This is a genomic window from Hymenobacter psoromatis, assembly GCA_001596155.1.
GTDB lineage: Bacteria > Bacteroidota > Bacteroidia > Cytophagales > Hymenobacteraceae > Hymenobacter.
Window position 1 is genome coordinate 1,099,869 of the sequence record CP014771.1, and the last position, 25,259, is coordinate 1,125,127.

21 protein-coding genes and 1 pseudogene are annotated in these 25,259 nt (G+C 61.7%); 9 read left to right on the forward strand and 13 right to left on the reverse strand.

Features of this window, described 5'->3' with window-relative positions; all coding sequences use genetic code 11:
- Positions 1 to 86 precede the first annotated feature (86 nt).
- Both A0257_04665 and A0257_04670 read right to left on the reverse strand, forming a co-directional pair.
- Positions 87 to 734 (reverse strand): hypothetical protein, encoded by a 648-nt coding sequence (locus A0257_04665; protein AMR26465.1) that lies wholly within the window; start codon positions 732 to 734, stop codon positions 87 to 89.
- Positions 735 to 876: 142 nt separating this feature from the next.
- On the reverse strand, positions 877 to 1,323 hold the full coding sequence (locus A0257_04670) for a hypothetical protein (protein AMR26466.1): 447 nt from the start codon (positions 1,321 to 1,323) through the stop codon (positions 877 to 879).
- Positions 1,324 to 1,455: 132 nt separating this feature from the next.
- On the opposite strand from A0257_04670, the gene A0257_04675 reads away from it, so the two are divergent.
- The 4 genes and pseudogenes from A0257_04675 to A0257_04690 all read left to right on the forward strand — a co-directional run bounded on the left by A0257_04675 (position 1,456) and on the right by A0257_04690 (position 8,027).
- The gene (locus tag A0257_04675; protein ID AMR26467.1) at positions 1,456 to 1,689 is read left to right on the forward strand and encodes a hypothetical protein; all 234 of its coding nucleotides are present in this window, start codon (positions 1,456 to 1,458) and stop codon (positions 1,687 to 1,689) included.
- A gap of 132 nt (positions 1,690 to 1,821) precedes the next feature.
- Entirely contained in the window at positions 1,822 to 2,997 is a 1,176-nt protein-coding gene (locus A0257_04680; GenBank protein AMR26468.1) for an efflux transporter periplasmic adaptor subunit, read from the forward strand.
- Positions 2,998 to 3,182: 185 nt separating this feature from the next.
- A pseudogene (locus A0257_04685) lies at positions 3,183 to 6,326 on the forward strand (multidrug transporter AcrB).
- Between the two features lie 159 nt (positions 6,327 to 6,485).
- On the forward strand, positions 6,486 to 8,027 hold the full coding sequence (locus A0257_04690) for a hypothetical protein (protein AMR26469.1): 1,542 nt from the start codon (positions 6,486 to 6,488) through the stop codon (positions 8,025 to 8,027).
- A 5-nt stretch (positions 8,028 to 8,032) separates the two neighbouring features.
- Here the strand turns inward: A0257_04690 and A0257_04695 are convergent, their stop codons facing one another.
- Both A0257_04695 and A0257_04700 read right to left on the reverse strand, forming a co-directional pair.
- Positions 8,033 to 8,290, reverse strand: a complete 258-nt coding sequence (locus tag A0257_04695) for a hypothetical protein (protein AMR26470.1) — start codon at positions 8,288 to 8,290, stop codon at positions 8,033 to 8,035.
- Positions 8,291 to 8,328: 38 nt separating this feature from the next.
- The gene (locus A0257_04700; protein AMR26471.1) at positions 8,329 to 8,595 is read right to left on the reverse strand and encodes a hypothetical protein; all 267 of its coding nucleotides are present in this window, start codon (positions 8,593 to 8,595) and stop codon (positions 8,329 to 8,331) included.
- Positions 8,596 to 9,065: 470 nt separating this feature from the next.
- Between A0257_04700 and A0257_04705 the strand changes: the two genes are divergently transcribed.
- From A0257_04705 to A0257_04715, 3 genes are all read left to right on the forward strand, one after another.
- On the forward strand, positions 9,066 to 10,073 hold the full coding sequence (locus tag A0257_04705; protein ID AMR26472.1) for a hypothetical protein: 1,008 nt from the start codon (positions 9,066 to 9,068) through the stop codon (positions 10,071 to 10,073).
- A gap of 130 nt (positions 10,074 to 10,203) precedes the next feature.
- Complete coding sequence (locus A0257_04710) at positions 10,204 to 10,779, forward strand: hypothetical protein (protein AMR26473.1); 576 nt, start codon at positions 10,204 to 10,206, stop codon at positions 10,777 to 10,779.
- Between the two features lie 315 nt (positions 10,780 to 11,094).
- Positions 11,095 to 12,219 carry a hypothetical protein gene (locus A0257_04715; protein ID AMR26474.1) on the forward strand — a complete coding sequence of 375 codons (1,125 nt, stop codon included), beginning with the start codon at positions 11,095 to 11,097 and terminating at the stop codon, positions 12,217 to 12,219.
- 330 nt (positions 12,220 to 12,549) lie between these two features.
- On the opposite strand, the gene A0257_04720 is transcribed toward A0257_04715, so the two are convergent.
- The 4 genes from A0257_04720 to A0257_04735 all read right to left on the reverse strand — a co-directional run bounded on the left by A0257_04720 (position 12,550) and on the right by A0257_04735 (position 15,451).
- A complete protein-coding gene (locus A0257_04720; GenBank protein AMR26475.1) occupies positions 12,550 to 12,858 on the reverse strand; it encodes a hypothetical protein in 309 nt (102 codons plus the stop codon).
- Between the two features lie 149 nt (positions 12,859 to 13,007).
- A complete protein-coding gene (locus A0257_04725; protein AMR26476.1) occupies positions 13,008 to 13,622 on the reverse strand; it encodes a hypothetical protein in 615 nt (204 codons plus the stop codon).
- A gap of 181 nt (positions 13,623 to 13,803) precedes the next feature.
- On the reverse strand, positions 13,804 to 14,259 hold the full coding sequence (locus A0257_04730) for a peroxiredoxin (protein ID AMR26477.1): 456 nt from the start codon (positions 14,257 to 14,259) through the stop codon (positions 13,804 to 13,806).
- A 241-nt stretch (positions 14,260 to 14,500) separates the two neighbouring features.
- Positions 14,501 to 15,451 carry a 1,4-beta-xylanase gene (locus A0257_04735; GenBank protein ID AMR26478.1) on the reverse strand — a complete coding sequence of 317 codons (951 nt, stop codon included), beginning with the start codon at positions 15,449 to 15,451 and terminating at the stop codon, positions 14,501 to 14,503.
- An 85-nt stretch (positions 15,452 to 15,536) separates the two neighbouring features.
- On the opposite strand from A0257_04735, the gene A0257_04740 reads away from it, so the two are divergent.
- Positions 15,537 to 17,405: a peptidase gene (locus A0257_04740; protein AMR26479.1), complete on the forward strand. Its 1,869-nt coding sequence runs from the start codon at positions 15,537 to 15,539 to the stop codon at positions 17,403 to 17,405.
- A 251-nt stretch (positions 17,406 to 17,656) separates the two neighbouring features.
- On the opposite strand, the gene A0257_04745 is transcribed toward A0257_04740, so the two are convergent.
- Together A0257_04745 and A0257_04750 are read right to left on the reverse strand one after the other, a co-directional pair.
- Positions 17,657 to 19,012 carry an oxidoreductase gene (locus A0257_04745; GenBank protein ID AMR26480.1) on the reverse strand — a complete coding sequence of 452 codons (1,356 nt, stop codon included), beginning with the start codon at positions 19,010 to 19,012 and terminating at the stop codon, positions 17,657 to 17,659.
- Between the two features lie 105 nt (positions 19,013 to 19,117).
- The gene (locus A0257_04750; protein AMR26481.1) at positions 19,118 to 20,500 is read right to left on the reverse strand and encodes a hypothetical protein; all 1,383 of its coding nucleotides are present in this window, start codon (positions 20,498 to 20,500) and stop codon (positions 19,118 to 19,120) included.
- A 132-nt stretch (positions 20,501 to 20,632) separates the two neighbouring features.
- Between A0257_04750 and A0257_04755 the strand changes: the two genes are divergently transcribed.
- Positions 20,633 to 21,787 (forward strand): oxidoreductase, encoded by a 1,155-nt coding sequence (locus A0257_04755; GenBank protein AMR26482.1) that lies wholly within the window; start codon positions 20,633 to 20,635, stop codon positions 21,785 to 21,787.
- A 276-nt stretch (positions 21,788 to 22,063) separates the two neighbouring features.
- Here A0257_04755 and A0257_04760 read toward each other — a convergent pair whose 3' ends face one another.
- From A0257_04760 to A0257_04770, 3 genes are all read right to left on the reverse strand, one after another.
- Positions 22,064 to 22,942 (reverse strand): 3-beta hydroxysteroid dehydrogenase, encoded by an 879-nt coding sequence (locus tag A0257_04760; protein ID AMR26483.1) that lies wholly within the window; start codon positions 22,940 to 22,942, stop codon positions 22,064 to 22,066.
- Between the two features lie 109 nt (positions 22,943 to 23,051).
- On the reverse strand, positions 23,052 to 23,981 hold the full coding sequence (locus A0257_04765; GenBank protein AMR26484.1) for a transcriptional regulator: 930 nt from the start codon (positions 23,979 to 23,981) through the stop codon (positions 23,052 to 23,054).
- Between the two features lie 92 nt (positions 23,982 to 24,073).
- On the reverse strand, positions 24,074 to 25,123 hold the full coding sequence (locus A0257_04770; GenBank protein ID AMR26485.1) for a hypothetical protein: 1,050 nt from the start codon (positions 25,121 to 25,123) through the stop codon (positions 24,074 to 24,076).
- Positions 25,124 to 25,259: the final 136 nt, after the last annotated feature.

The window sequence follows — 25,259 nt, forward strand, 5'->3', positions numbered from 1 at the left end:
TGGTTGGCAGCAGTAGGATGCCCGAAAACACCAAAATTCGGCACTGCTGGCGCAGGCCGGGTAGTGCAATGCCAGGCCGCGCGCGGCTAGCGGCGGCTGCGGCGGCCTTTGGCTCGGCTGCCGGGGGTAGGCAGCAGCGTCACGTTCAGGGGCTGGGCGTCGCGGCTCACAGCCGTTTCGTCCTCATAGCCGCCGTAGCCCACTACGAAGGTATTTTCGCCGGTGGGCACTTCGAGCGAGTAGCTGCCATTGGCGTCGGTGCTGGTGCCTTTGGTGCTGCCGCGCAGCATCACGGTAGCCCCGATGAGGGGGTGGCCGCTCTCGTCGAGCACCCGGCCGGCCTGGGTGCGGGTGGTGGGCGCGGCGGGCACCGGCTCGGGGGCTGGGGCTGCGGCAGCGGGCGCTTCACTAGGGGCCGGTTCGGCTTCCGCTACGGGCAGCGAAGCCACCCGCAACTTGGCAGGGCCTACTTTGGGTTTGCTTACCACCGGAATAGCTACCGGCGCGGACGCTTCGGGGCTAGCAGCAGCGGCTGGGGTAGCCGCCACCACGGGCGCGGTGGCAAGGATAGGCGTGGCGGCCGGCGGGGCGGCGGTGGCTTCCGGCGTGTGGCTGCAACCGGCCAGCGCGGCCACGAGCAGCAGCCCGGCAAGGCCCCGAGCGATAGGTAAAGGAATGGCGGCGGGCGGCGGAGCAGTAGCCAGCAGTTTGCGGAGCGTAGAAAGGGAATTCATAAGAATACTTGGAAAACAGCGCAGCAAGATAAGCGGCTATCGCCTAAGCGCCAAGCGTCCTACCCCCCATACGCGAAATAGCCTCCCGGCCACCGGCCCAAGGGCAGTGGCCGGGAGGCTACTAATAGCCAATAGGGCGTGCTTAGTTGCTGGTTTCGTCCTGGGGCTTGCGGGCGGGGCCGCTGGTGTGGTCGTCGCCGAGCTTCTGGTCGTGCATCCGAATGCCTTCGCCCAGCTCATAGCTGCCCTCTTCGGTGAAGCCGGGTCCCTGGGCCTGCTCGCCGGCGGTGCTGTGGTTGTTGCCGCCCTGGGGCTCGGTTTCGGAGCCGCCGATGTGCAGGTTTTCGAGCTGGTCTTTCTGGTCGCTGCGCTGCGTGTAGCCGTTGGCACCTACGTTGCGGTGGGCGCTGGCGTCGTCGCTGCGCTTGTTGTTGCTCTGGTCTTCCTGGTAGTCGCGCTGCTTGGCCAGCTCCTCGTTGTGGCCGGCCGGAATGCTGTTGGTCGGGTTCTGGTTGGGCGCGTCAACCTGCTGGCCCGGCTTTTTGGGCGTGGTGCCGTCTTCTTCGAATAACTCGTCGCTGAGAATCATGTGGGAGGGTTTACGTAGTTACTAGTTTAGGGTGTAGCCTGCCCGGTGTACGCGCCCCCCAGCCCGAAGTTTGGCCCGCAGCCGCCGGCCTGGCTTTTTCTTTGTCTTTTGATTCACCTCTCCCCTACCCCTATGGATTTCGCCAAGCTCTACCGCCCCACCCTGTTCAACTCCTGGCAGTTCATCGCCTTCGTGGGCTTGCTGATGAGCGGCGGGGCCGAAGTGCTGCTGCGCTACGTGGTGCGGCGGCCGCTGCCGGCCGGCTACGGCTGGCTCTACGTGTGCTGGGTGGCGCTGTTTGTGGTGGGCGCGCTCGTCAACCTATTTGGCAAGCCTACCCCGCCCGGCCACCATCACCACCATTAATACGGCTGTTGCCGGTCCTTAATTACTCACTCAGCAGCGGCCGGATGTGGGGGTTGGCCGGGATAATCACGGGCTTCGTCTCTTTTCGGCCCCAACCCCGACCCTACCCCCCCGCCTTTGCGTTATAAGGCGATGCGAACTCGATTACCAGGCCTCGCGGCCGGGCTCCTGGCCCTTCTCAGCACGGCTGCCTGCGGCTCTAAGAAAGACGCCACCGCCGACGGAAAAGGCGGCAAGGGCGGCCCCCAGGCCGTAAAATCTTACCCCGTGCTGGTGGTCCGGCCCGATACGGTGACGCTCTTTCAGGATTATCCAGCCACTATTCAGGGCCAGCAAAACGTGGAAATCCGGCCCAAGGTGGATGGTTCCGTGGCGGCTATTTACGTGGATGAGGGGGCCAGCGTGACGAAGGGCCAGAAGCTCTTCCAAATCTCGGCCCCGCAGTATGAGCAGGCCGTGCGCACGGCCGCGGCCGGCATCAAAACGGCCCAGGCCGACGTGGACGCTGCCCTCATGGGCGTGAAAAAAGTGCAGCCGCTGGTGGCCCGCGGCATCATCAGCAAGTATGAGTTGGAGGGCGCGCAGTACACCCTGGAGGCCAAGCAAGCCGCCCTGGCCCAGGCCCGCGCCGCGCTCGTCAACGCCCAAACCAACCTCGGCTACACCACCATCTACAGCCCGGTTACGGGCGTGATGGGCACGATTCCGAACAAAGTCGGCTCGCTGGTGAGCAGCACCTCGACCGACCCGCTGACCACGATTTCGAGCATCGGCAGCGTGTACGCCTACTTTTCGCTCAGCGAAAAGGCGCTGCTCAGCTTTGCGCGCCGCCGGGCCGGCAACACCTTGCAGGACAAGCTCGCGCACGTGCCCGACGTGAGTCTGGTGCTGGCCGACGGCAGCCTGTATGGCTACAAAGGCCGGGTCGAAACGGCCATTGGCCAGATAAATACCGAAACCGGGGCCAGCAGCTTCCGCGCCACGTTTCCCAATCCGCAGGGCCTGCTGCGCAGCGGCAGCAGCGGCTCGGTGCGCACCTATCAGCCCATGAAAGATGCCATCATCATCCCGCAGAGCGCCACGTATGAGCTTCAGGGCAAACGCTTTGCCTACGTGGTGGGTGCCGACACGGCCGCCCACGCCCACCTGCTCACCGTGGTGCCTACCCCCGACGGGGCCTCCTTCGTGGTGCAAAAAGGCCTGAAAGCTGGCCAGGAAGTGGTGCTGCAAGGCATCAGCGACCTGAAGGAAGGCATGAAAATCCGCCCAAAAATGACGACCGATGACAAGACGAGAATGGAGGGGTAGCACCGTTTGTCCTTGCGAGCATGTTGCGCATCAAGCAAGGGCGAAGTGGAGCGCGGCAATCTTTCCTGCACGATAGGATTACTAATCTAAATTAAGCGAACTACAAGGAAAGATTGCCGCGCTTCACTTCGTTGAGCTCGCAATGACAAATGCCTTTTAATTAGTATGTTATCTGAAAAAACCTCATGCTGAAAATATTCATTGAGCGGCCCGTGCTCTCCACCGTTATCTCGGTTATTTTGGTGCTGCTGGGCGTGCTGGGGCTGCTGTCGCTGCCCATCGCGCAATACCCGGATATTTCGCCGCCTACCGTGCAGGTTTCGACCAGCTATGCGGGGGCCAACGCCGATGTGGTGCTCAAGAGCGTGATTGTGCCGCTGGAAGAGCAGATAAACGGCGTGGAGGGCATGACCTACATGACCTCCTCGGCCACGAACACTGGCTCGGGTAGCATTCAGGTGTATTTTAACGTGGGCACCGACCCCGACCAGGCGGCCGTGGACGTGCAAAACCGGGTGGCCAGCGCTACCAGCCTTTTGCCGCAGGAGGTGACGCTGGCCGGCGTGACGGTGCGCAAGCAACAGAGTAGCAACCTGTTAATTTTCGCGCTCTACAGCGACAACTCGGCCTACGACCAGACGTTTTTGCAGAACTACGCCCTCATCAACATCGTGCCGCAGCTGCAACGGGTGAACGGCGTGGGCGCGGCCAATGCCTTTGGCTCGCGCAACTACGCCATGCGCATCTGGCTCAAACCCGACGTGATGGCCATTTACGGCCTCACGCCGGCCGATGTCACGGCCGCGCTGGCCGACCAGAACGTGGAGGCCGCGCCCGGCTCGTTCGGCGAAAACTCGGACCAGAGCTTTCAATACGTCATCAAGTATACCGGCAAGCTAATTTCGGCCGAGCAGTTTGGCAATATCGTGCTGCGGAGCACGGCCCAGGGCCAGCTGCTGCACCTGCGCGACGTGGCCCGCCTGGAGCTGGGCGCGCAGTCGTACAGCAGCAACAGCGCCACGTTTGGCAAGGCTTCGGTGGGTATTTCGGTGAACCAAACGCCCGGCTCCAACGCCCGCGAGGTTATCCAGAAGTCTATCGCGGTGCTGGAAACGGCCAAGGCCGACTTTCCGGACGGCATTCACTACACCAACCTGGTGAACATCAACGACTTCCTGGATGCTTCGATTGATAAAGTGCTGCACACGCTGCTGGAATGCTTCGCGCTGGTGTTCCTGGTTATTTTTATCTTTTTGCAGGATTTTCGGTCCACGATTATCCACGGCGTGTCGGTGCCGGTGTCGATTATCGGCACGTTTTTCTTCCTGAAAGTTTTCGGCTATAGCATTAACTTATTGACGCTCTTTGCGTTGGTGCTGGCCATTGGCATCGTCGTGGACGATGCCATTGTGGTGGTGGAGGCCGTTCATGCCAAGCTGGAACACGGCTACACCTCGCCGCGCCGCGCCGCCATCGATGCCATGAGTGAGATAACCGGGGCCATCGTGAGCATCACGCTGGTGATGGCGGCCGTGTTCCTACCCGTCACGTTTATCACGGGCTCGGTGGGCGTGTTCTATAAGCAGTTCGGCATCACGCTGGCGGTGGCCATCCTGATTTCGGCCGTCAATGCCCTCACGCTGTGCCCGGCGCTGGCCGCCCTTTTCCTGAAGCCGCCGCACCACGAGGAAGACAAGCAGGCAGAGAAAAAAACCCTCATGCAGCGTTTCAGCGTGAGTTTTAATGCCGCCTACGACGCGCTGGTGGCCAAATATACCCGCGTGGTGGAGTTTCTGATGAGTCGGCAGTGGGTGGCGCTGCTGGGCGTGGCGGGCTTCGCGGGCGGGCTCTACTGGCTGATGAGCAGCACGCCGAGCAGCTTCGTGCCCAACGAGGACATGGGCACCATTTTCGTGAACGTGTCCCTACCCCCCGCCTCCACCCTGGAGCGCACCACGGCCGTGAACACGGAGGTCGATAGCCTAATTCGGACCATTCCGGCGGTGCAGGGCACGCTGCGCATCTCGGGCCAGAATTTTCTGGCCGGGCAGGGCAGCGCCTACGGCCTGGTGGTGGTGCGCCTCAAGCCCTGGAGCGACCGCCCGGACATGAACAACGAGCAGGTTATCAAGAAAATAACCCAGCTCACTTCCCACATCCGGGCCGGCGACATTCGTAGCATTTCGCAGCCTACCATCACGGGTTTTGGGGCCACGGGCGGCTTCACGTTTCAGCTTCAGGACCGGGGCGGGCACACCACGGCCGAGTTTTACAAAGTGGCCCAGAACTTCCTGGCGGCGCTCAACAAGCGGCCCGAGATTCAGTACGCCAGCACGGCCTTCAACCCCGGCTTTCCGCAGTACCAGATGGCCGTGAACGTGGCCAAGGTGAAGCAGGCCGGCCTGACGGAGGCCAACATCCTGAACGCCATGCAGGTGTATTACGGCGGCTCGTATGCGTCTAATTTCAACCAGTTTGGCAAGCAATACCGGGTGATGGTGCAGGCCGACACGTCCTACCGCGCCAGCCCGGCCGGTCTGAGCCAGATATTCGTGCGCAACGCCAGCGGCGCGATGGCCCCGATTACCGAATTCATCACCATGACGCGGGTTTTCGGCCCCGAAAGCCTGTCGCGCTTCAACCTGTTTACGGCCATCGCCGTGAACGGCTCGCCCCAGGAGGGCACCAGCTCGGGGCAGGCGCTGGTGGCCATCGAGGAAGTGGCCAAGCAGCTGCCGGCCGGCTACGGGTTCGAGTTTTCGGGCATCAGCCGCGAGGAGCAGGGTAGCGGCCGGCAGTCGCTCTACATTTTTGCGTTGTCCTTAGTATTCGTGTATTTGCTGCTGAGCGCGCAGTACGAGAGCTACCTGTTGCCCTTCGCGGTACTGCTGTCCCTACCCATCGGCCTGAGCGGCACGTACTTATTCGCCAAGATTTTTGGCATTGACAATAATATTTACCTCCAGATTTCGGTGATTATGCTCATCGGGCTGCTGGCCAAGAACGCGATTCTGATTATCGAATTCGCGCTGGAGCGACGGCGCGACGGCGGCATGAGCATCGCGGAGGCGGCCTTGGAAGGAGCCAAAGCCCGCCTGCGCCCGATTCTGATGACCTCGTTTGCCTTCATATTCGGACTCCTACCCCTGCTGTTTGCCAGCGGCGCGGGCGCGCACGGCAACCGGAGCATCGGGGCCGGGGCCATCGGCGGAATGCTGTTTGGCACGCTGCTGGGGGTGTTTTTCGTGCCGGCGCTGTTCGTCATTTTTGAAGGCTTGCAGGAGCGCATCAGCGGCCCGCCCAAAACGCAGGCGCAGATTGAGAAAGAGGAAGCCGACGGCGGCCCCCAGGCCCCACCCAAGCCCGGCGAGCCGCAGCCGAAGGAAGGGCCGCAATCGCGCCCCGAGCCGATTGAAGAATTGCTGAATGAGAAGGTCTGAGGGTGGCCCTACCCCCCGCTGCCGCGTACAAGCCTTAAATTTAGTGAGATGACCGCCAGTAATTTATCCCGGTTTTTACTACCCCTGCTCCTGCTCGCGGCCGGCAGCGGCTGCGGCGTGCTGCATCCCTACGGCCGACCCAACACCGCCACCACCGGCCTCTACCGCGACGTGGCCACCACCGACACCACGACCCTGGCCACGCGCCCCTGGCAACAGCTCTTTACCGACCCCTTTCTGCAAAAGCTCATCGCCGAAGGCCTGACCAACAACCGCAACCTGCAAGTGGCCGACGCCCGCATTGCCCAGGCCCAGGCCCTGCTGGCCCAGAGCCGGGCCGCCTTCCTGCCCAGCCTCAACGGGCGCGCCACTACGACCCTCTCGCGGGTGGGCGGTACCCTGGTGAGCACCGGCACGGGCGGCAGCACCACCACCACGGGCGGCACCGGGGGCACGGGCACCCCTGGCACGCCCACTACCCCTGGCACGCCCACCACGCCCGGCACACCGGGCACGCCCACCACGCCCGGCACGACGACCACCGACCAATCGAGTATCGTGACGGGCGGCGCGGCCCACCAGTACTTGCTGGGCCTGAGCAGCAGCTGGGAGGCCGACGTGTGGGGCAAGCTGCGCAGCACCAAGCGCTCCTACGCCGCCAACGTGCTGCAAAGCGAAGCCTACCGGCGCGTGGTGCAAACCCAGCTCATCGCCGACATTGCCGACAATTACTACTCACTGCTGGCCCTCGATAAACAGCTCGAAATAACCAGCCAAACGGTGCAGAACCGCATTAAGGACGTGGAGGTGCTGAAGCTGCTGCTGGAAGGCGACGTGGTGAACGGCGCCGACGTGGCCCAGAGCGAGGCCCAGCGCTACGCCGTCGAAGTCACGGTTCCGGACTTGCAGCGCAACATCCGGCAGGCCGAAAATCTGCTGGCAACGCTGCTTGGCCGCTCGCCCGGCCCCATTGAGCGGAGCACGCTGGCCGCCCAGGCCCCGGCGCCGGCCCTGCTCACGGGCGTGCCCAGCCAGCTGCTGCGCAACCGCCCCGACGTGGTGCAGGCCGAGTACGTGTTTGCCACGACGTTTGAGCAGAGCAACGCGGCCCGCACCTATTTCTACCCCAGCTTCACGGTCACGGCCAACGGCGGGCTGACCAGCACCACGATTCAGAACCTGTTTTCGCCCACCGCCATTTTTGCCAGCGTGGTGGGGGGCCTCGCCCAACCCATTTTCAACCAGGGCCTCAACCGCCTGCGGCTGAACCGCTCGCTGGCCTTGCAGCAGGAATACCTCGCTACCTACCAGCAAACGATGTTTACGGCCGGGCAGGAGGTGTCGAATGCCCTATTCTCTTACCAGAGCGCCGCCGATAAAATTCGGATTCGCGCGCAGCAGCTCGAAGCGCTGGAGAGGGCCGTAGATTATACCCACGAGCTGCTGCGCGCCGGCTTCACCAACTACACCGCTGTGCTCACAGCCCAGCAAAGCCTGCTGCAAGCCCAGCTCAACAGCGTGAACGACGAGCTTCAGCAGCGCCAGGCCGTGACGGACCTCTACCACGCGCTGGGCGGCGGCTGGCGCTAGGCAGCTTAGCCGGGCAGTGCCAGCGCATCGGGGTCGCGGCGCGCATCAACTACGCCCACTATTTCAATAGCCACAGGCTGCACGCGGTAGTAGAGGCTGACCGTGGCCGACACCACGCAGCGCCGCAGCAGCGGGCGCAACGGGGCCACCGGATACATTTCCGGCATCTGCTCAATCAACCGGACTTTGTCGGCAATGGCTACCAACAAATTCGTGCGCGCCGCTGGCGAGTACTGACCGGCCTGGGCGGCCAGCGCCTCCACATTTTCAATCGCACTCGGTGAGAAAAAGATAGGTAAGCTCATACCTTGTCTTCTTGTTGTAACCGGGCGAATACCTCTGCGGCCGGAATGCCCTGCCCAGCATCCAACTGCTGCATACTCTGGTCTAACCGCCTGAGCCAGGCCGGGCTAAGCTCCGGCTCCGGCGCTTCGAGGGCCGTTTGGGGGAGCAGCAGCAACAGGGCCGCCCGTAGCACGGCCTCATCCTGAATCTGGTCGATAACCTGGTGCAGCTGGGCGCGGGAATCGCCCTGGGCAAGCGAGGGGTAAGCAGAGAGGGTTTCCATAGACCTAAAGTAAGCGCCAACTGACTGATTGCAGGCCGTGACTATTTTGCGGCTTTTTTATGGGTCGGAGTTTTCAGTAACCCCATGCAAAAAATCACTTCGAAATCTCTATCTTGACTAACCAAACATTCTGAGTGGCGGTTAAAATGCGGCTAAGGCCAACTGTGTGTTGCATGGCTCAAGATGCATGGCTCACAAAGCCAGCTTTACGAGCCTACTTTTTGAGCCATGTTAGCAGCTAGGAATAGGCGCTTACAGCAGTGGCTCAGCCAGGTGCGCCTTTTTGGCGCAGCTAAGACCTTAAACTGTCTATTCTCTCCCACCCATCTCCACCGTGCTAGTTGTAGTTTTGACTTTCCCTCATTCCAAGGTCAGCTAGCCTTATGCCATCCTCCCGATTACGCACTAGTCGTGTGGCCTCCCTCATGCTTGGCAGGTGGTTAGCGGGGCTCTTACTTGGCGCACTAGGAGTGGCCGGTTTTCTGCCGGCCGTCGGCCAACCCATCACCCCGCCGACTACCGCCCTGCCCTATACCTCCGTCGAGCAGCGGCCCCAACTACCCGGTGGCGGCGGCCTGACCGCGATGGTAGATGCCGTACAACAGCGCATCGTACTGCCCGCCAATGCCCCGCTAGCTGACCGCTCCGTATCCACGCAGTTTGTAGTGGGTACAGCTGGCCAAATTGAAGATGTCGAGGTGGTATCAGGTACCAACCCTATCGTTGATGCGGCCGTGCTGGCGGCCGTACGGCGACTGCCGGCCTTCGTACCGGGTCGGCAGCATGGGCAGCCCGTGCGGGTGTTGTGTACGCTGAGTATTACCCCGCCGAATCGCACGCTAGATGCGCCCCCACCACCGCCCCAGACCACGGACGAACTCGTCGAAACCCGCACGTTGCTGCTGGGCGAGGCTAACCGCCAACCTGGGGAGGCCGACATTACGTTTGTGCAGCGGGTGCTCCCGCTCGCTTTTATTGAATCCAAGGACTTGCTAGCCGCTATGTGGCGGCCGAGCGCCTATGGCAAGCAACTGTTTTTCGCCAGGCCCAGCACGGGAGAGGATGAGCAATCGCTCGATTTAGTGCTGCTGGACCCGTTTGTTCCAGACCACTACGCAGTACACACCTTCACTATCCCCGCGCTGTCTCACTTTATTATTGCCTCGCAGGGCGAGGCGACCAGCCTACTAGCTATTTTCTTTGCCGACGTCAATCAGGATGGTCAAAAAGAGCTACTAATCTTGAGCAAGGGTAGCCAGGTCGAGCCAGAAGGCTGGACAACCCATTACCAAACGCAGGTTTTTCAGTATCTGGGGTTCACTAGTACGGGTCGGCCCCAATACTGCGAAGACACGGCTCCTCATGACTACCTCGATGAGCTCTCTACCGTCAGCGCCGTGCGGCGGGCCTTGGCTCAGCATCAACTCCGCCGCAAAGCTCCGCCTCGCCCAGCCACGGCTAAGTTACCGCGGAAGTAAGAGCTGGCCCGAGTCATTACTTGAACGTTCGTTTAGAAAACGTGACAAGGATAAAAGAGACATTTCTTAGTCGCTCTTTTAACAACTGACTCACTAGTTAGCATCACGGCGCAGCCCTATCTTCAATCCTATGCAGCTACTATTGCTCGAAGATATTAGACGCTTTCTAGAGGAAGAATTTGTTGGCGTTGAGCCGGAGTTCGTGGACGGGTTGCTTCTTAATTCCTTTTGCCTTAGCACCTTCGAAATTCAGCGCGTTGAGCACTTGCTAGACATGGGGGAATTACCGGCCAGTTTCACCGACCTGATTCAGACCTATGATTTTGGGAATTTCTCCCTGTTCAATGCGGAATTTGGCGTTGGCTGTACGGGTTCGCTAGACTGGCTGCTTGCTCATAATGACTTAACACAGTTTGGCTTTGAGTCCTTTTTAGCTGAAGCACACCAGCTAGGCTTGGTCCTCATAGCTAATGGTGACCCCTTTGCCTTTTTTATGCAGGTGCGAACCGGCATTATCACTGCGATGACTTCTGAGCAGTCTTTCGCTACCCTATTGCCGGTTGCTGGTTCCTTTCCGCACTTCATCCAAGGTCTGGGCACAGCCTATCAGGCGCTTAGAAGGAAGCAATTGCCCGGGTTTAGAGAATTAGCTCGCCAGGAGTTTGGAGAAGCTGCTTACCCTTTCTGGCACGAGCTCACGTTGTAATTAATGAGACCAGATGAATAGAACTTTGGAGCTGTAGGGCGGTAATCCTTTTCCCTTTGGTTTCTTGGAAAGGTCGAATTACATAATCCAAGTTACAAGCGCAGTCTTGGAATCGGTATGGGTTTTGGGCCAGCTGGCCGCTATGGCCAGCGTGGTACTTTTATGGGTTACGAGTGCCAAGAGCCGTTAACTATTCTCTTCAAGAGCATGAGCTTTGTAGAAAAATATCCTAGACTGTGGAATTTCTTTGCAGCTTACTTCCCTGATGCTGATTCAGGGCAAAAGCACCAAAAGGTAAGTTAGCGACCTTTGGGGATGGAAGAAGAAGTAGCGGATTTCTTTTGGCAGGTAACGGACTATCGGGTGGAGGGGCGCTGTCTACACGAGCTAAGCGATATTATTTGGCTGGTGCTATGCGGCTTACTGGCTGATTGCGAAGATTTTGAGCAGATTTATGATTACGCCTGCGACAAACAGGCCGTGCTCGCTCAGTTTCTGAGCTTGCCCGCCGGCATCCCCTCGTCTTATACGTTGCAGCGCGTGTTCAGCCGCCTGAATCCCGTCGAACTTGAAGCCAGCCTCACCCACTGGGGGCAGGACATTATGCGGGTCCTGGCTGGGCAGCAGCTGGCCATCGATGGCAAGCAGGTGCGCGGCACCTGCCTGCCCGGCCAGCGCCAGGCCAGCGTGCAGCTGGTCAGCGTCTGGGCGACCGAACAGCGCCTATGCCTGGCCCAGACCCAAGTGGCCAGCAAAGCCAACGAACTCGTGGCCATCCCCCAAGTGCTCGACCTGGTGGAGGTAGCCGGCAGCGTGGTGAGCATCGATGCCATCGGCTGTCAGCGCGCCATTGCCACGACGCTGGTCGAGCGCCGGGCTGATTATGTGCTGGCCCTCAAGCAGAACCAGCGGACCCTCTTCGAGCAAGTGCAGGCCCACCTTGCCCCGCTACTGCGGCAGGAGCCGGCCTTTGTGAGCCGCGAAAAAGACCACGGCCGCGGCGAGGAACGCCGGGTATGGGTGAGCCGGAACCTGAATCTGGTGGAGGAAGCTGCCGAGTGGGCGGGCCTGGCGGCGGTGGTCTGCGTGCAGACCCGGCGCTGGCAACAGGGGCGGGAGCAGCACAGTACGCGCTACTACCTGAGCTCGCTGGCGCAAGCGAGTGCGGGCGAGTTGGCGGGCTATGTGCGCGGGCACTGGGGCATCGAAAACGACCTGCACTGGCACCTGGATGTCACCTTTGCCGAGGATGCCTGCCGGGTGCGCCAGGGCCACGCCCCGCGCAACCTCTCTACCCTACGCAAGCTGGCTCTCACCCTCTTACGACGTGAGCCAACGAAGATGAGTCTGCCACGCAAGCGCAAGAAAGCGGCTCGCGATGATGACTACCTCCGACAATTGCTCCGCCAGCTAGCTCCACAGCCCCCAGACGCTAACTAACCGTTTGGTGCTTTTGCCCTGGATGCTGATTTGGATAATCTAACTGATGAGGTTGTTGTGGCTGAATACAAAGCGGAGATACAAGAGGATGATTTACAGCAAGTAGTAGCGGAATTAGATAAGCTGATAGTCGATACTTCGTGCTGGGAGCAAGCAGCTGATGACGCAAACCGCTATTTTGCTACTCAAGAGGAAAATTTAGCTTGGTTACGAATGGTCAGAAGAGAACTAGCAGGCTAGTGCCGGCTATAGTATCTCGATTTTACGTTCTGGAAACGGTCGTTTACAACACGTAAAACTCGCCTCAGTCAAAATAATCCCATTTCCCCACTACCCCTTCGGCGTGGGCACGGGTTTTTCGGGTTCACCCAGCTGCTTGAAGTGGTGCTTGAAAAACACTAGCAGCAGCGTAAAAAACAGGTTGACGCCGTTGCCGAACAGGATGGGCAGGTTGTGTTCGTAGGCGCCATAGACCAGCCACAGCACCATACCGCTGGCCCCCACCGCCAGCATGGGCCCACTCAGGCCGTTGGAGGAGCGGGTGCGCCAGGTCTGCACCACCTGCGGAAAAAACGTGAGGGCCGATAGCGCGGCGGCTACCAGCCCAATGTCACTGACGAGGCTCGGGGAAAGTTGCATAACTGCCTGATACGCGAAACGGCGCGGGCGGTAGCGCCTACCCCCCACCTTGTTTATAAGCAGCGAATAGGTAGCGTGGACGTTGCGAGTCCGCGTGTGCGAACGGCGAGTTGCCCGCACGCGCGGACTCGCAGCGTCCACGCTACCCGTTAGCGGTACATGAATACCGTGAAATCGCCCTGCCAATAGCCTTGGCGCAACACTACTTTCGGTGCCAGCGTTTCGCAAAAAGCAACGATATCGGCCGGGTCGTAGGCGGCCAGCGGGCCGCCGCCCGGCGGCTCCCAGTCGAGCAGGTTGAAGCCCAGACCCAGGCGGCAGCCCGCAAACAGCAGCTCGATGGCCTGGTACACGAAGCGGGGCTCGCGGTGGCGGTAGCTGAGCGCGCCGCTGGCCAGCACGTAGTCGCTGAGGGGCAGCGGCCCGCGCAGGAAGTCGCCCTGGCTCAGGGTGATGTCCGGGGCGTGGTAGTAGCGGGCCTGGGCCACGGCGAGCAGTTCGGCCATTTGCTCGATGCCGCTGTAGCGCACGCCGGCAAAGCGCTGTTTGAGAAAGGGATACAGGTCGGAGTAACCACTACCCACGTCGAGCACCGAGCAGTGCGCGAGGTCGCCAATCTGGGCCAGAATCTGGAAGCGCACCTGCTGGCCCTCGGGGTGCCAGCCCAGCGCGCCGGGGCTGCCCGCGCCATACTCAGCGATGCGCCCCCGGTGGAAGCGGGAAACGGCGGCATTATCGAGCAGACGGCCCAGGCGTTTGCGCATAAGAAAATGGGGTGAACTGGGGTGGCGGGTTTCATTTATTCGGCCCACAAAGGAAACGCAAAAGAGAACGTCATTCCGAGCTTGCCGAGGAATCTCGCTCGCATCGTTTGGGTATCATCCAACGAAGCGCGCGAGATTTCTCGGCAAGCCCGGAGTGACGTTCTGCACTCCCTACCCCCCTTTAGTTAGCCAACCCGCGCAGCACCTCCTTGGTCTTGCTCACGTGGTTGGTGGCACCGCTCATCGAATCGAAGATGTAGGCGATTTTGCCATCTTTACCAATCACGAACGTGACGCGGCCGGGCAGCAGGCCCAAGAACGCGCGCGGCACCTCGTACTGCTTGCGCAGCTGCCCACCCGTGTCGGCCAGCAGCGGGAAGGGTAGGCGGTGCTTCTGGCTGAACTTCTGGTGCGAGGCCTCGCTGTCGGAGCTGACGCCCACTACCACCGCGCCCAGGTCCAGGAAATCAGCGTATTGGTCGCGAAAAGCGCAGGCCTCGGCGGTGCAACCCGGCGTGTCGTCCTTGGGGTAGAAGTACAGCACCACGGGCTTGCCGTGCTGGTCGGCCAGGCGAAAAGTGTCGCCCTTGTCGGTGGGCAAGGTAAAATCGGGGGCAAGGTCGCCGAGCTGGAGCATTGGTGAACTGGTGAGTTAGTGAGATGGTAACTGCTGTTAGGCACTATCTTATTCGAGATGGCAACGGGGAGTAGCGCGAACTTTGTAGTTCGCGCTACTCCCCGCGCCGTTCTACTGGCTTTAACGGCGCGGGGACGCGAACTACAAAGTTCGCGCTACTCCCCGTTGTGTAACAACAGTTAGTAAATTAGTGAGAAGTGAACAGGCAAGGCTGCATTTGTTCTCCATCTCACCTCCTCCCCTACTTCGTGAGCCAGCCGTTGGCATCCATCCAGTTTTGGAGGAGGTCCATCCACTGGGTCTTGGTGGTTTGGTTGTTCAGGCCGAAGCCGTGGCCGCCCTGGGGGTAGATGTGCATCTCGGCGGGCACGTGGTGGTGGTGCAGCGCCTGGTAAAAAATCAGGCTATTTTGCACGGGCACCGTCTTGTCATCTTCGGCGTGCACGAGGAAGACAGGGGGCGTTTGGGCGCTCACCTGCAGCTCGTTGGAATACTGCCGAATCTGCTCGGCGCTGGGGCTGGTGCCCAGCAAATTATCGCGTGAGCCCTTGTGCATGATGCTGTCGGCGAAGCTGATGACCGGATACAGCAGCACCAGAAACGCTGGCCGCACCGAAGCCGGGCCGGGGTTGTCGCCCACCGGCCGGGCAAAATGGGTGCCCGCCGAAGAAGCCAGGTGCCCGCCCGCCGAGAAGCCCATCATGCCAATGCGCTCGGGATTGAGGTTGTATTTGGGGGCCAGCTGGCGCACCAGGCGCAGGGCCTGCTGGGCATCGAGCAGCGGCGCAATGGATTTGTCGGTCTGGCTGTGGTCGTTGGGCAGGCGGTATTTGAGCACGAAGGCGGCCACGCCCATTTCGTTGAGGCGCTTGGCCACGTCGTAGCCCTCCTTATCAATGGCCAGCCGGGCGTAGCCGCCGCCGGGGCAAATGATAACCGACGTGCCAGTAGCTTTGGCGCGGTCGGGGATGAAGACCGTGAGCGTGGGCTGAATGACGTTGGAGATGCGCACGCCGGCCGCCTCCGTCACGCTGGCTTCCTGCACCTGGCTGGGCTTGGAATCGGGGATGACGCCCGAGTAGAGGGGTAGCACGGGCGCGGCCGTGCCGGCGGCTGTGGTTTGGGCGCGCAGGTGGGCGGGCAGGGCGAGGCTAAAAATCCCCAGGGCGAGCAGCAGGATGGTTTTTTTCATAAATTTCAGGTTGTGGATAAAAGTGCGGGGGTAGGGCGACCAAGGAGTGCGGCCGCACGGCCGGCGCGCCGCCTACCTTTCGGATATGAAAACGCGCTATTCCGAATTTCGTTTTGCCCGGCCCTGGCCGGTGCTGGCCGCGCTGCTCACCGCCTGCGCCCCCACGGCAAAGGTTCCGGTGGCTACTGCCCCCGCGCCGCCGGCCGCCGCGGCCGCCCCTACCCCTCCCGATTACCGCGCCCAGGCCGAGGCCTTTCTGGCAACTTATACGGCTGAGTATGTGCGCCTCTACACGCAGTCGAGCGAGGCCGAGTGGACCAGCAACACGCACATCGTGCCCGGCGACACCACCAACGCCGGCCGCACCGCCCGCGCCAACGAGCGCATGGCCGCCTTCGCCGGCTCGGCCGCAAACATTGCCCGGCTGCGCGAATTACTGGCCCACAAAGACCAGCTGACGCCGCTGCAAACCAAGCAGCTTGAAACGGCGCTCTACAACGCCGCCAACTCGCCCCAGACCGTGGCCGACCTGGTGAAGCGCCGCATCAAGGCCGAGGCGGCGCAGACCGAAAAGCTCTACGGCTTCGACTATAAATACGCGGGCAAGAGCGTCACTACCAACGACATCGACGCGCTGCTGCGCACCGAAACCAACCCGCGCAAGCGCCAGCAAATCTGGGAGGCCAGCAAAGAAATCGGCCCCACGCTCAAGCCGGGTTTGCTGAACCTGCGCGACCTGCGCAACCAGACCGTGCAGGCGCTGGGCTACCCCGATTTTTTCTCGTACCAGGCCAGTGACTACGGCCTCACCCGCGAGGAAATGATGCAGCTCGTGCGCAAGCTCAACGACGAGCTGCGCCCGCTCTACCGCGAGCTGCACACCTACGCCCGCTACGAATTGGCCAAAAAATACCACGCCAAACAGGTGCCCGACTACCTGCCCGCCTCCTGGCTGCCCAACCGCTGGGGCCAGGACTGGGGCAGCCTGGTGACCGTAAAAGGCATTAACCTCAACGCCGCCATCGCCAAAAAAGGCCCCGAGTGGCCCGTGCGGCAGGCCGAGCGTTTTTACGAAAGCCTGGGCTTCCCGGCGCTGCCGCCCAGCTTCTACGAGAAGAGCAGCCTCTACCCCCTACCCCCCGGCGCGGCCTACAAGAAGAACAACCACGCCTCGGCCTGGCACATGGACCTGAACCAGGACGTGCGCAGCCTGATGAGTGTGGAGCCCAACACCGAGTGGTACGAAACCACCCACCACGAGCTGGGCCACATCTATTACTACCTCACTTACACTAACCCCGACGTGCCGCCGCTGCTGCGCCAGGGCGCCAACCGCGCCTACCACGAAGCCATCGGCAGCATGATGGGCCTGGCGGCCCAGCAAAAGCCCTTTTTGGTGGGCCTGGGGCTGGTGGATGCTAAAACCCAGACCGACCAAACCCAGCAGCTGCTGAAGGAGGCGCTGCAATACGTGCCGTTTATCCCGTTTGCCTCGGGCGTAATGAGCGAGTGGGAAAACGCTTTTTATGCCGAAAACCTGCCCGCCGACCAGCTCAACGCCAAGTGGTGGGCGCTCTGCAAGCAGTATCAGGGCATGGTGCCCCCTACCCCCCGCGGCGAGGAATACCTCGACCCGGCCACCAAAACCCACATCAACGACGACCCCGCGCAGTACTACGACTACGCCCTGAGCTACGTGCTGCTGTTTCAGCTGCACGACCACATTGCCCGCCAGATTCTGCACCAGGACCCGCACGCCACCAACTACTACGGCAGCCGCGAAGTCGGCCGGTTTTTGCAGGATATCATGCGCCCCGGCAGCAGCCGCGACTGGCGCGTGGTGCTGAAAGAAAAGACCGGCGAAGACCTCTCAGCCCGCGCGATGGTGGATTATTTTCAGCCCCTGATGACCTATCTGCAAGCGCAAAACAAGGGGCGCAACTACACGATGTAACCGGCTGGTAGCCCGCGCGAATAATAAATTCAGCCCAAGTAGCAAGACAAAAGCAATGCGTGGCGAGGCTGATGTTTCTACTTGATTATCAGCCTGCTACGGTCTAGCTATTGGCTACTTACCTACTTCTACTTTAGCAGGTTAGCGTGTTTTTATCGCAGAAAACACCTGCATTGGAAGCCGTTGCGAGCAGCAGTTTATAGCCTACCAAAGCCAGGGCTTAAAACGTGCGGGGAATTTACTGGACCTCTTCAATACGTGAATGCCCTACCCCCTACCATCACCTCCTGCGTCTGCGCATCGAAAGTGGCTTTGAGGCCGGTGTGGGCGGCTGCCGTGGTCATGATGTTGGCGATGGAGTGGCTGTAGCCGGCCTCCACGGGCGCGTGGGGCGGTTGGCGGCTGCGTATGCACTCCATCCAGTTGCGGATGTGGTTGGAGGTGAGCACGTCGCCGCCGGTATTGGCCGAGGCTACTACGGTTTCGGTGCTGGCCAGGCTGAATTCGGGCAGCAGGTTGGGCGGCAGGTGCATGGCGTCGGCGAAGGGCTTGGTGAGGCCGCCGGTGGGCGACACGCGGTTGGTATTCAGGTTCAGCTCGCCGCCGTTGGAGTAGTAGATTTCGGCCGGATGCTCGTCGCCGTTGTCCATGCGCGAGGCAAACGTGACCTGGAAGCCGGTGCTCGGGTCGGCGGCCGGGCCGTAGTCGAACACCGCCGTGATGGTGTCCCAGTTGCGGCGGCCGTCTTTCCACATGTAGATGCCGCCGTTGGCCACCACGCTGCGCGGGTGGGGTAGGCCCGTAAACCAGTGCACGGTGTCAATCTGATGGCTCATCCACTGACCCGGCAGGCCCGACGAGTAGGGCCAGAACAGGCGGTATTCCAGGTATTTGCGCGGGTCGTAGGCTTCGGCAGGGCGGTTCATCAGGTAGCGTTTCCAGTCCACATCGGCTTCGCGGAGCTGGGCCACCAGTTCGGGGCGGCGCCAGCGGCCGGGCTGGTTCACGTTCCAGGTCAGCTCCACCATCGTGATGGGGCCGAATTTGCCCGACTTGATGAACTGTTCGGCAGCCATATAATTGGCCCCGCTGCGGCGCTGCGAGCCGATTTGCACAATCTGCTTCGACGCCTTGATGGCCTTGAGGGCGGCCCGGTTGTCGGCCATCGTTTCGGCAAAGGGCTTCTCCACGTAGGCGTCGCAGCCGGCCTGCACGGCCTCGATGGCGTGCAGCGCGTGCTGAAAATCGGCGGTGCCCACGAACACGGCATCCACGCTTTTGCTGGCGTAGAGCTCGTCGTTGTTGCGGTAGGCAGCCACGGGGTGGCCGAGCTTTTCCCGCCACAGGGCCACGCCTTCTTCGCGGCGCTTGCTCCAGATATCAGACACCCCTACCACGTCGAAATTCAGCGCTTTATAATGCTGCAAAAAGCAGGGCATGTGCGTGTTGCGGTGGCGGTCAGAAAAGCCCACTACCCCCACCCGCACCCGGTCATTGGCCCCGATGATGCGTTTGTAGCTGCTGGCCGACCAGCTCACGCGGGGCAATAAAGCGCCCGCGCCGGCCAGGGCCACTTGTTGAAGAAACTCACGACGGGGCTGCGACATAGCAAAGGGAGATTAAAAAAAACAGGGTGCGGGGCTTGCCCCCGCTCGGCGTTGCACGATGCGCGCCGGGATTGTTCAACGCCGGGCGGGGGCAAGCCCCGCACCCTACAATTCCTTGAGCTTGATGCTGCGGAATGACACGCGGTTGCCGTGGTCTTGCAGCAGCAGGTGGCCGGTCGGGGCCTCGCCAAAGTTGGGCCAGATGTGGTATTTGCTCTGGGCTACCAACTCGCGAAAGGCGGGCGAACCGCGCTCATATTCAAGCACTTTGGCACCGTTGAGGTAGTGCTCGACGTGGTTGTTGGGATAGACCACCACGCGGCCCACGTTCCACTCGCCGATGGGGTGCACGAAGCGGGCGGGCTTGTCGGCCGTTTTCAGGTCGTAGAGCGAGGCCAGGGTGCGGTCGCCGTCGCGGCCCAGCTTAGCGTCGGGGTGCAGGGCATCGTCGAGCACCTGATATTCGAGGCCGATGGCCGACATGTCGGTTTTTTCGGCCAGCGTCACAAAGTACTTCACCCCGCTGTTGGCGCCCGGCGTCAGCTTAAACTCAAAAGACAGGTCAAAGGCCTTGTACTCCGCATTCGTCACGATGTCGCCGCCGTTGGCCGCCTCCTTGCCTTCGGAGGGCAGCACGCTTATCGTGCCATCGGCAATCTGCCAGCCCTGGGCGGGGAAGGCAGTGCCTTTGGCGCTGCGCCAGCCCTGGCTGGTTTTGCCATCAAAGAGCAGCCGCCAGCCGTGCTGCTTCTCGTAGGCATTCAGGTAGTTGGGCACGAAATTGGCCACGTAGATATCGGCCGGAAACGGGCTCGGCTTCAGGTCTTTGGTCTTGATGCGGATATTCTTGAAATAGACCTGGTGGCCGGCCTGCGCCGCATCGGTTACGGCGTGCACCTGCAAGCCGATGAAGCCTTTGGGGTCGATGGGGTCCACCACGTAGGCTACGGGCACGCCGTTGACCCAGGTTTTCATCTCGTTGCCGAGGCACTCCACTTTCATGTGGTTGTACTGGCCCACTTTGAAGGCCGTTTTGGCCTGCGGGTGCAAATCGAGGGGGTAGAGCCACTGCCGGCGCGCCTCGTCGTAGATGCCGCCCGACCAGCTCCGCGCCGAGGGGTCGATTTCGACCTGCCGACCGTAAACCTTGCCGGGCGTCGCGGCCGCGTCGAAGTGACTGCGCGTCTGCACGCCCGAGTTGCTGGCCGGGTCGTCAATTTTGACATCCAGCTCCAGGTCAAAGTCGCCGTATTCCCTTTCCGTGACCAGAAACGTGTTGCCCGAACCAGCCACGCTCGTGCCCACGATGGCCCCGTTTTCGACCTTGTATTCGGCCGTGCCGCCCAGGCGTTTCCAGCCATTAAGGGTTTTGCCGTCGAAGAGATTTTGCCAGTCATCGGCCACCGGGGCCGGCCGCAGCTGAAACGAGGTGAGCAGCATCAAAGCCGCGCCGGCGGCCCGCACTACAGTCTGGCGAGAAGAATTCATGGGGGAAGGGGGTAGGCAAACTGTAGTTGAGAGGCTAAAAGTAAGCGAAGTTGTTTGTATTTTTCGCGAAGTGAATTCATAATTCACTTCTTCACGAACCTAACTTGCCACCGAATTTTTCCACCTCCTCCCATGTCCAAAACCCTGCTTTCGCTCGTCGTGCTGCTCCTGTTGGGGCTGGCCAGCCATTTGGCCACTGCCCAAGCCGCGCCCCCTACCCCCTTGCGGGTGGGCATCGCCGGCCTCACGCACACCCACGTGCATGGCATTCTGGGCCGGGCCAAGCGCGGCGATATCGTGATTGTGGGCATTGCCGAGCCCAACCGGGAGCTGGCGCGGCGCTACACGCAGCAGTATGGCCTGAGTATGGACTTGGTGTATAACTCCCTGGAAGAGATGCTGGCCAAGACCAAGCCCGAGGCCGTGACGGCTTTTGGCAGCATTTATGAGCACCTGGGGGTAGTGCAAGCCTGCGCGCCCAAGGGCATTCACGTGATGGTGGAAAAGCCCCTGGCCGTGAATATGGACCACGCCCGCCAGATGGCCGCCCTGGCTCAAAAATACCACATTCACCTGCTCACCAACTACGAAACCACCTGGTACGGCTCCAATCGCGAGGCGTATAAGTTGGTGGACCAGGACCACGCCCTCGGCGATATCCGCAAGCTGGTGGCCCACGATGGGCACCAGGGACCCAAGGAAATCGGGGTGAATAAAGAGTTTCTGGATTGGCTCACCGACCCGGTGCAGAACGGCGGCGGGGCGCTGCCCGACTTTGGCTGCTACGGCGCCGACCTGATGACCTGGTTTATGCACGGCGAGCGGCCCTTGTCGGTGACAGCCAGCGCCTTGCATATCAAGCCCGATGTGTACCCCAAGGTGGAAGACGACGTGACCATCCTGCTCACCTACCCCAAAGCCCAGGGCATTATTGAGGCGTCGTGGAACTGGCCCTACGCCCGCAAAGACCTCGAAGTGTACGGCCAGACCGGCTCGGTCATCGCCCTCGACCGCGACCACCTGCGCGTGCGGCGCACCGAAAAAGAGCCCGCTAAAGACGAAACCGTGGCCGCGCCCCCCGCGCCCTACGACGAGCCCTTTGCCTACCTGGCCGCCGTGGTGCGCGGCACCGCGCCCGAAGACGTGCTCTCCTCGCTCCCCACCAACATGCTGGTAGTCGAGATTCTGGACGCCGCCCGGCAGTCGGCCAAGGAAGGCCGCACGGTGCCGCTGCCCCGGCAGGGTGGGCCGCAACTCCCGGCCGGGGGTAGCAAAAGCAGCCAATAGCGCGAGCGGCTTCGTTGCGCTGGTTGGCTGCATTTCCTACCCCCTGTCAAAAGCCTCACTATGATTGCATAGTGAGGCTTTTGACAGGGGGTAGTATTAAAGCTGTTCAGGAAGTCATTAGCCCGTCGTTCCGAGCTTGCCGAACGTCATTCCGAGCTTGCCGAGGAATCTCGCCCGCGCCGTTCGGGTATCATTCAACGATGCGGGCGAGATTCCTCGGCAAGCTCGGAATGACGTTCGGCAAGCTCAGCTAAACAAGCAGTCGCACAACCTACTTTAGCTTTCGAAATAATGCGCCTCCAAATCGGCCAGCAGGCCCGGCTGGGTGGGGTGCCAGCTCAGCCGCTGCTGCGTGAGGGCGCTGGTAGCGGGCATATCGAGGCCCACGAAGCGGGCCATCCAACCGAAGTGGGCGGCGGCTTCCTCGGGCGTTTTGGAAACGACCGGCAGGTTCAGGTGGCGGCCAATGACGGCGGCGATGTCGCGCATGGGAATGCCCTCGTCGGCCGCGCCGTGGTAGCTGACCCCGCCTACCCCCTGCTCCAGCGCCAGCCGGAAAAGGCGGGCCGCATCGAGCCGATGCACGGCGGGCCAGCGGTTATTTCCGTCGCCCACGTAGGCCGCCACGCCCGTTTGGCGGGCAATGTCGATGAGGACCGGCACGAAGCCGTGGTCATTGCGGTCGTGGACGGAGGGCGCCAGGCGCACCACCGACGCGCGCACGCCTTTTGCCGCCAGGGCCAGCGCCGTGGGCTCCGACAAGCGGGGCGAGGTGGGGGCCGGGTCCTCTTCCGTGGCGGCGCGGCCGAGGCTGAAACCCGCCAGCCCACCCGTGACGAGCATAGGCCGGTCGGAGCCGGCCAGCGCTTCGCCGAGGGCCTGAATGGCGAGCTGGTCCGTTTGGCCGGCGGCCTCATATTCGGCAAAGTTGTGATTATAAGCCAGGTGGATGACGCCATCGGCGGCGGCCGCGCCGCGGCGCAGGCTGTCGAGGTCGTCGAGCGAGCCCCGATGGGCCTCGGCTCCGGCCGCGATTAGCGCCTGGGCCGCCTCCTCCGAGCGAGCGAGGCCGAGCACCTGGTGGCCCGCGCCGAGTAATTCCTGCACCACGGCCGAGCCGACAAAACCCGAAGCGCCGGTTACGAAAACACGCATAGTATGGTCCTTTAAATGAAGTAAGTTAGTACCCTACAAAAGTCCGGCAAGTAGCGGCCAGAAGCATTGCGCGGGTCAAACCATCTGCTGAAGAAATCAAACAATTTTCCTACCCCCGGAAATCGCCCGGCGTCAGGCTGGTGTGGCGCTTGAAGAAGTTGCAGAAGTGCGCCACGTCGGCGAAGCCCAGGCCGTCGGCAATTTCGGAGACGGTCCAGCTTGTTTGCTTAAGCAGGATTTTGGCTTCCTGCGCCACCCGGCTACTAATCAGGGCCGTGGTGGTGTGGCCGGTGGTTTCTTTGAGCACCCGGTTGAGGTGGTTGACGTGCACGGCCAGCTGGCCGGCAAAGTCGGTGGCCGTGCGCAGGCGCAGGCGCTGCTGCGGCGATTCCAGCGGAAACTGCCGCTCCAGCAAGTCGGTGAACCGGGCCGCTACCCGCCCCGATGCCGAGTGCGCGGGCACCAGCGCCGGGGCGGGCTGAAACTTCTGCACCAGGTGAATGAGCTCCAGCAAGTAGGCGCGCAGCAGGTCGTATTTGTAGGGGTAGTCGGACGCGATTTCCTGGGTCATCTTCTGAAAAATCGACCCAATAGCCGCATATTCGGCCTCCGTCACCGGGAACAAGGGGTAAGCGCCGGGTTGAAAAACCGGCAGCTCATCCACCACCGTGCGGCCCCTGGCGGGCAGCAAAAACCCCTCGGTGAAGAGGCAGAAATAGCCGGTCTGGTCCTGGTCGTGCGGTAGCCAGCGATAGGGCACGCGCGAGGAGGCAAACCACAGGGCGCAATCGGCCACGTCCACCACCTGGTCGGCAAATTCTATCCGGCTGCGGCCGCGCATGAGGCTGATTTTATAGAACGCCCGCCGGTCGAAGGTCATCGGCGGGCGGTCGCGGTTGGCCAGCATCAGGTCGGCCACGTTGAAGACGTTGAACAGGCCGACTTCCCGCTGCTGGTCGGTCGGCAGCAGGGTATTTGGGGCGCTGCCGGCCTCGGGAGCCAGTTTGGCACGCAGCTCGGCGAGCGGGCGAGAAGTCATAAGGAATTATTGTAAAAATCAAAGGTAAAGCCTTCTGCTCTTCCTTAAGACCCGTGCCTACCCCTCCCCCACCGCCGCAACGCCGGGGCCAGCTAAACCCTAACCGCCAGCTGGCTTTCGGCCTGCGGCACCACTGCGCCGCGCAGCGCCTCGGCCAGCAGCGCGTAGGAATGCACGCGGGCCTCGTGGCTGAAAATATTGGTAACGGCCATGATTTCAGCCACCTGCGTTTGGTCGATAAAATCCTGGAGCTCCTGCCGCAGCGTGGCCGGGCCGCCAACGAACGCGTAGGCCAGCATGTGCTCGACCATTTGCTGCTGAGCGGGGCTCCAGAGCGCGGCCATCGACTCGACGGGCGGGGGTAGCGGGGCCGGCCGGCCCGACACCACGCCCAGCATAAACTGCTGGAGCGACGTGGACAGCCACTGCGCCTCGGCATCCGTGTCGGCGGCCACCACGTTGACGCAGGCAATGACGTAGGGCGCGGCCAGCACCGCCGAGGGCCGGAAATTCTGGCGATAAATCTGTAACGCGTCCATCATCTGGGTGGGCGCGAAGTGGCTGGCAAAGGCGTAGGGCAGGCCCAGGGCCGCCGCCAGGTAAGCGCTGTCGGTGCTCGAACCCAGGATGTAGATAGGAACATCGAGCCCCTCGCCGGGGATGGCGCGCACGGCGCTGGTGCTGTTGCTGGCCGAGAAATATTGCTGGAGCTGCTGCACATCGCGCGGAAAATCCTGCGGCCCGCCAAAGCGGCTGCCCCGGATGGCCTGGGCCGTTATCTGGTCGGAGCCGGGGGCGCGGCCCAGGCCCAGGTCGATGCGGCCGGGGTAGAGCGTGGCCAGCGTGCCCAGCTGCTCGGCCACCACCAGCGGGGCGTGGTTGGGCAGCATAATGCCGCCCGAGCCCACCCGCAGCGTGCTGGTTCCGCCCGCGATGTAGCCAATGAGCACCACCGGGGAGGCGCTGGCCACGCTGGCCATGTTGTGGTGCTCGGAAAGCCAGTAGCGGGTGTAGCCCAGCTTTTCTACCTGCCGGGCCAGGTCGAGGCTGTGGCGGAAGGTATCGGCGGGGGTAGCGCCGGCCACGATGGGGGCTAAATCAAGAACGGAGAAAGCGACAGAAGTAACAGCGGCTGACGACATGGATATGGAATAGCAAAGGGCGATAAGGAGTTGGTATAACCCTTTCCGCAGCAAATTGATTGCTTTTTGCCCCACCCCCCGTTAAGCAGCCAAACACCCGCTCTTGGTCAGGTTTATAAGGAGTGCCGGCTGAGTA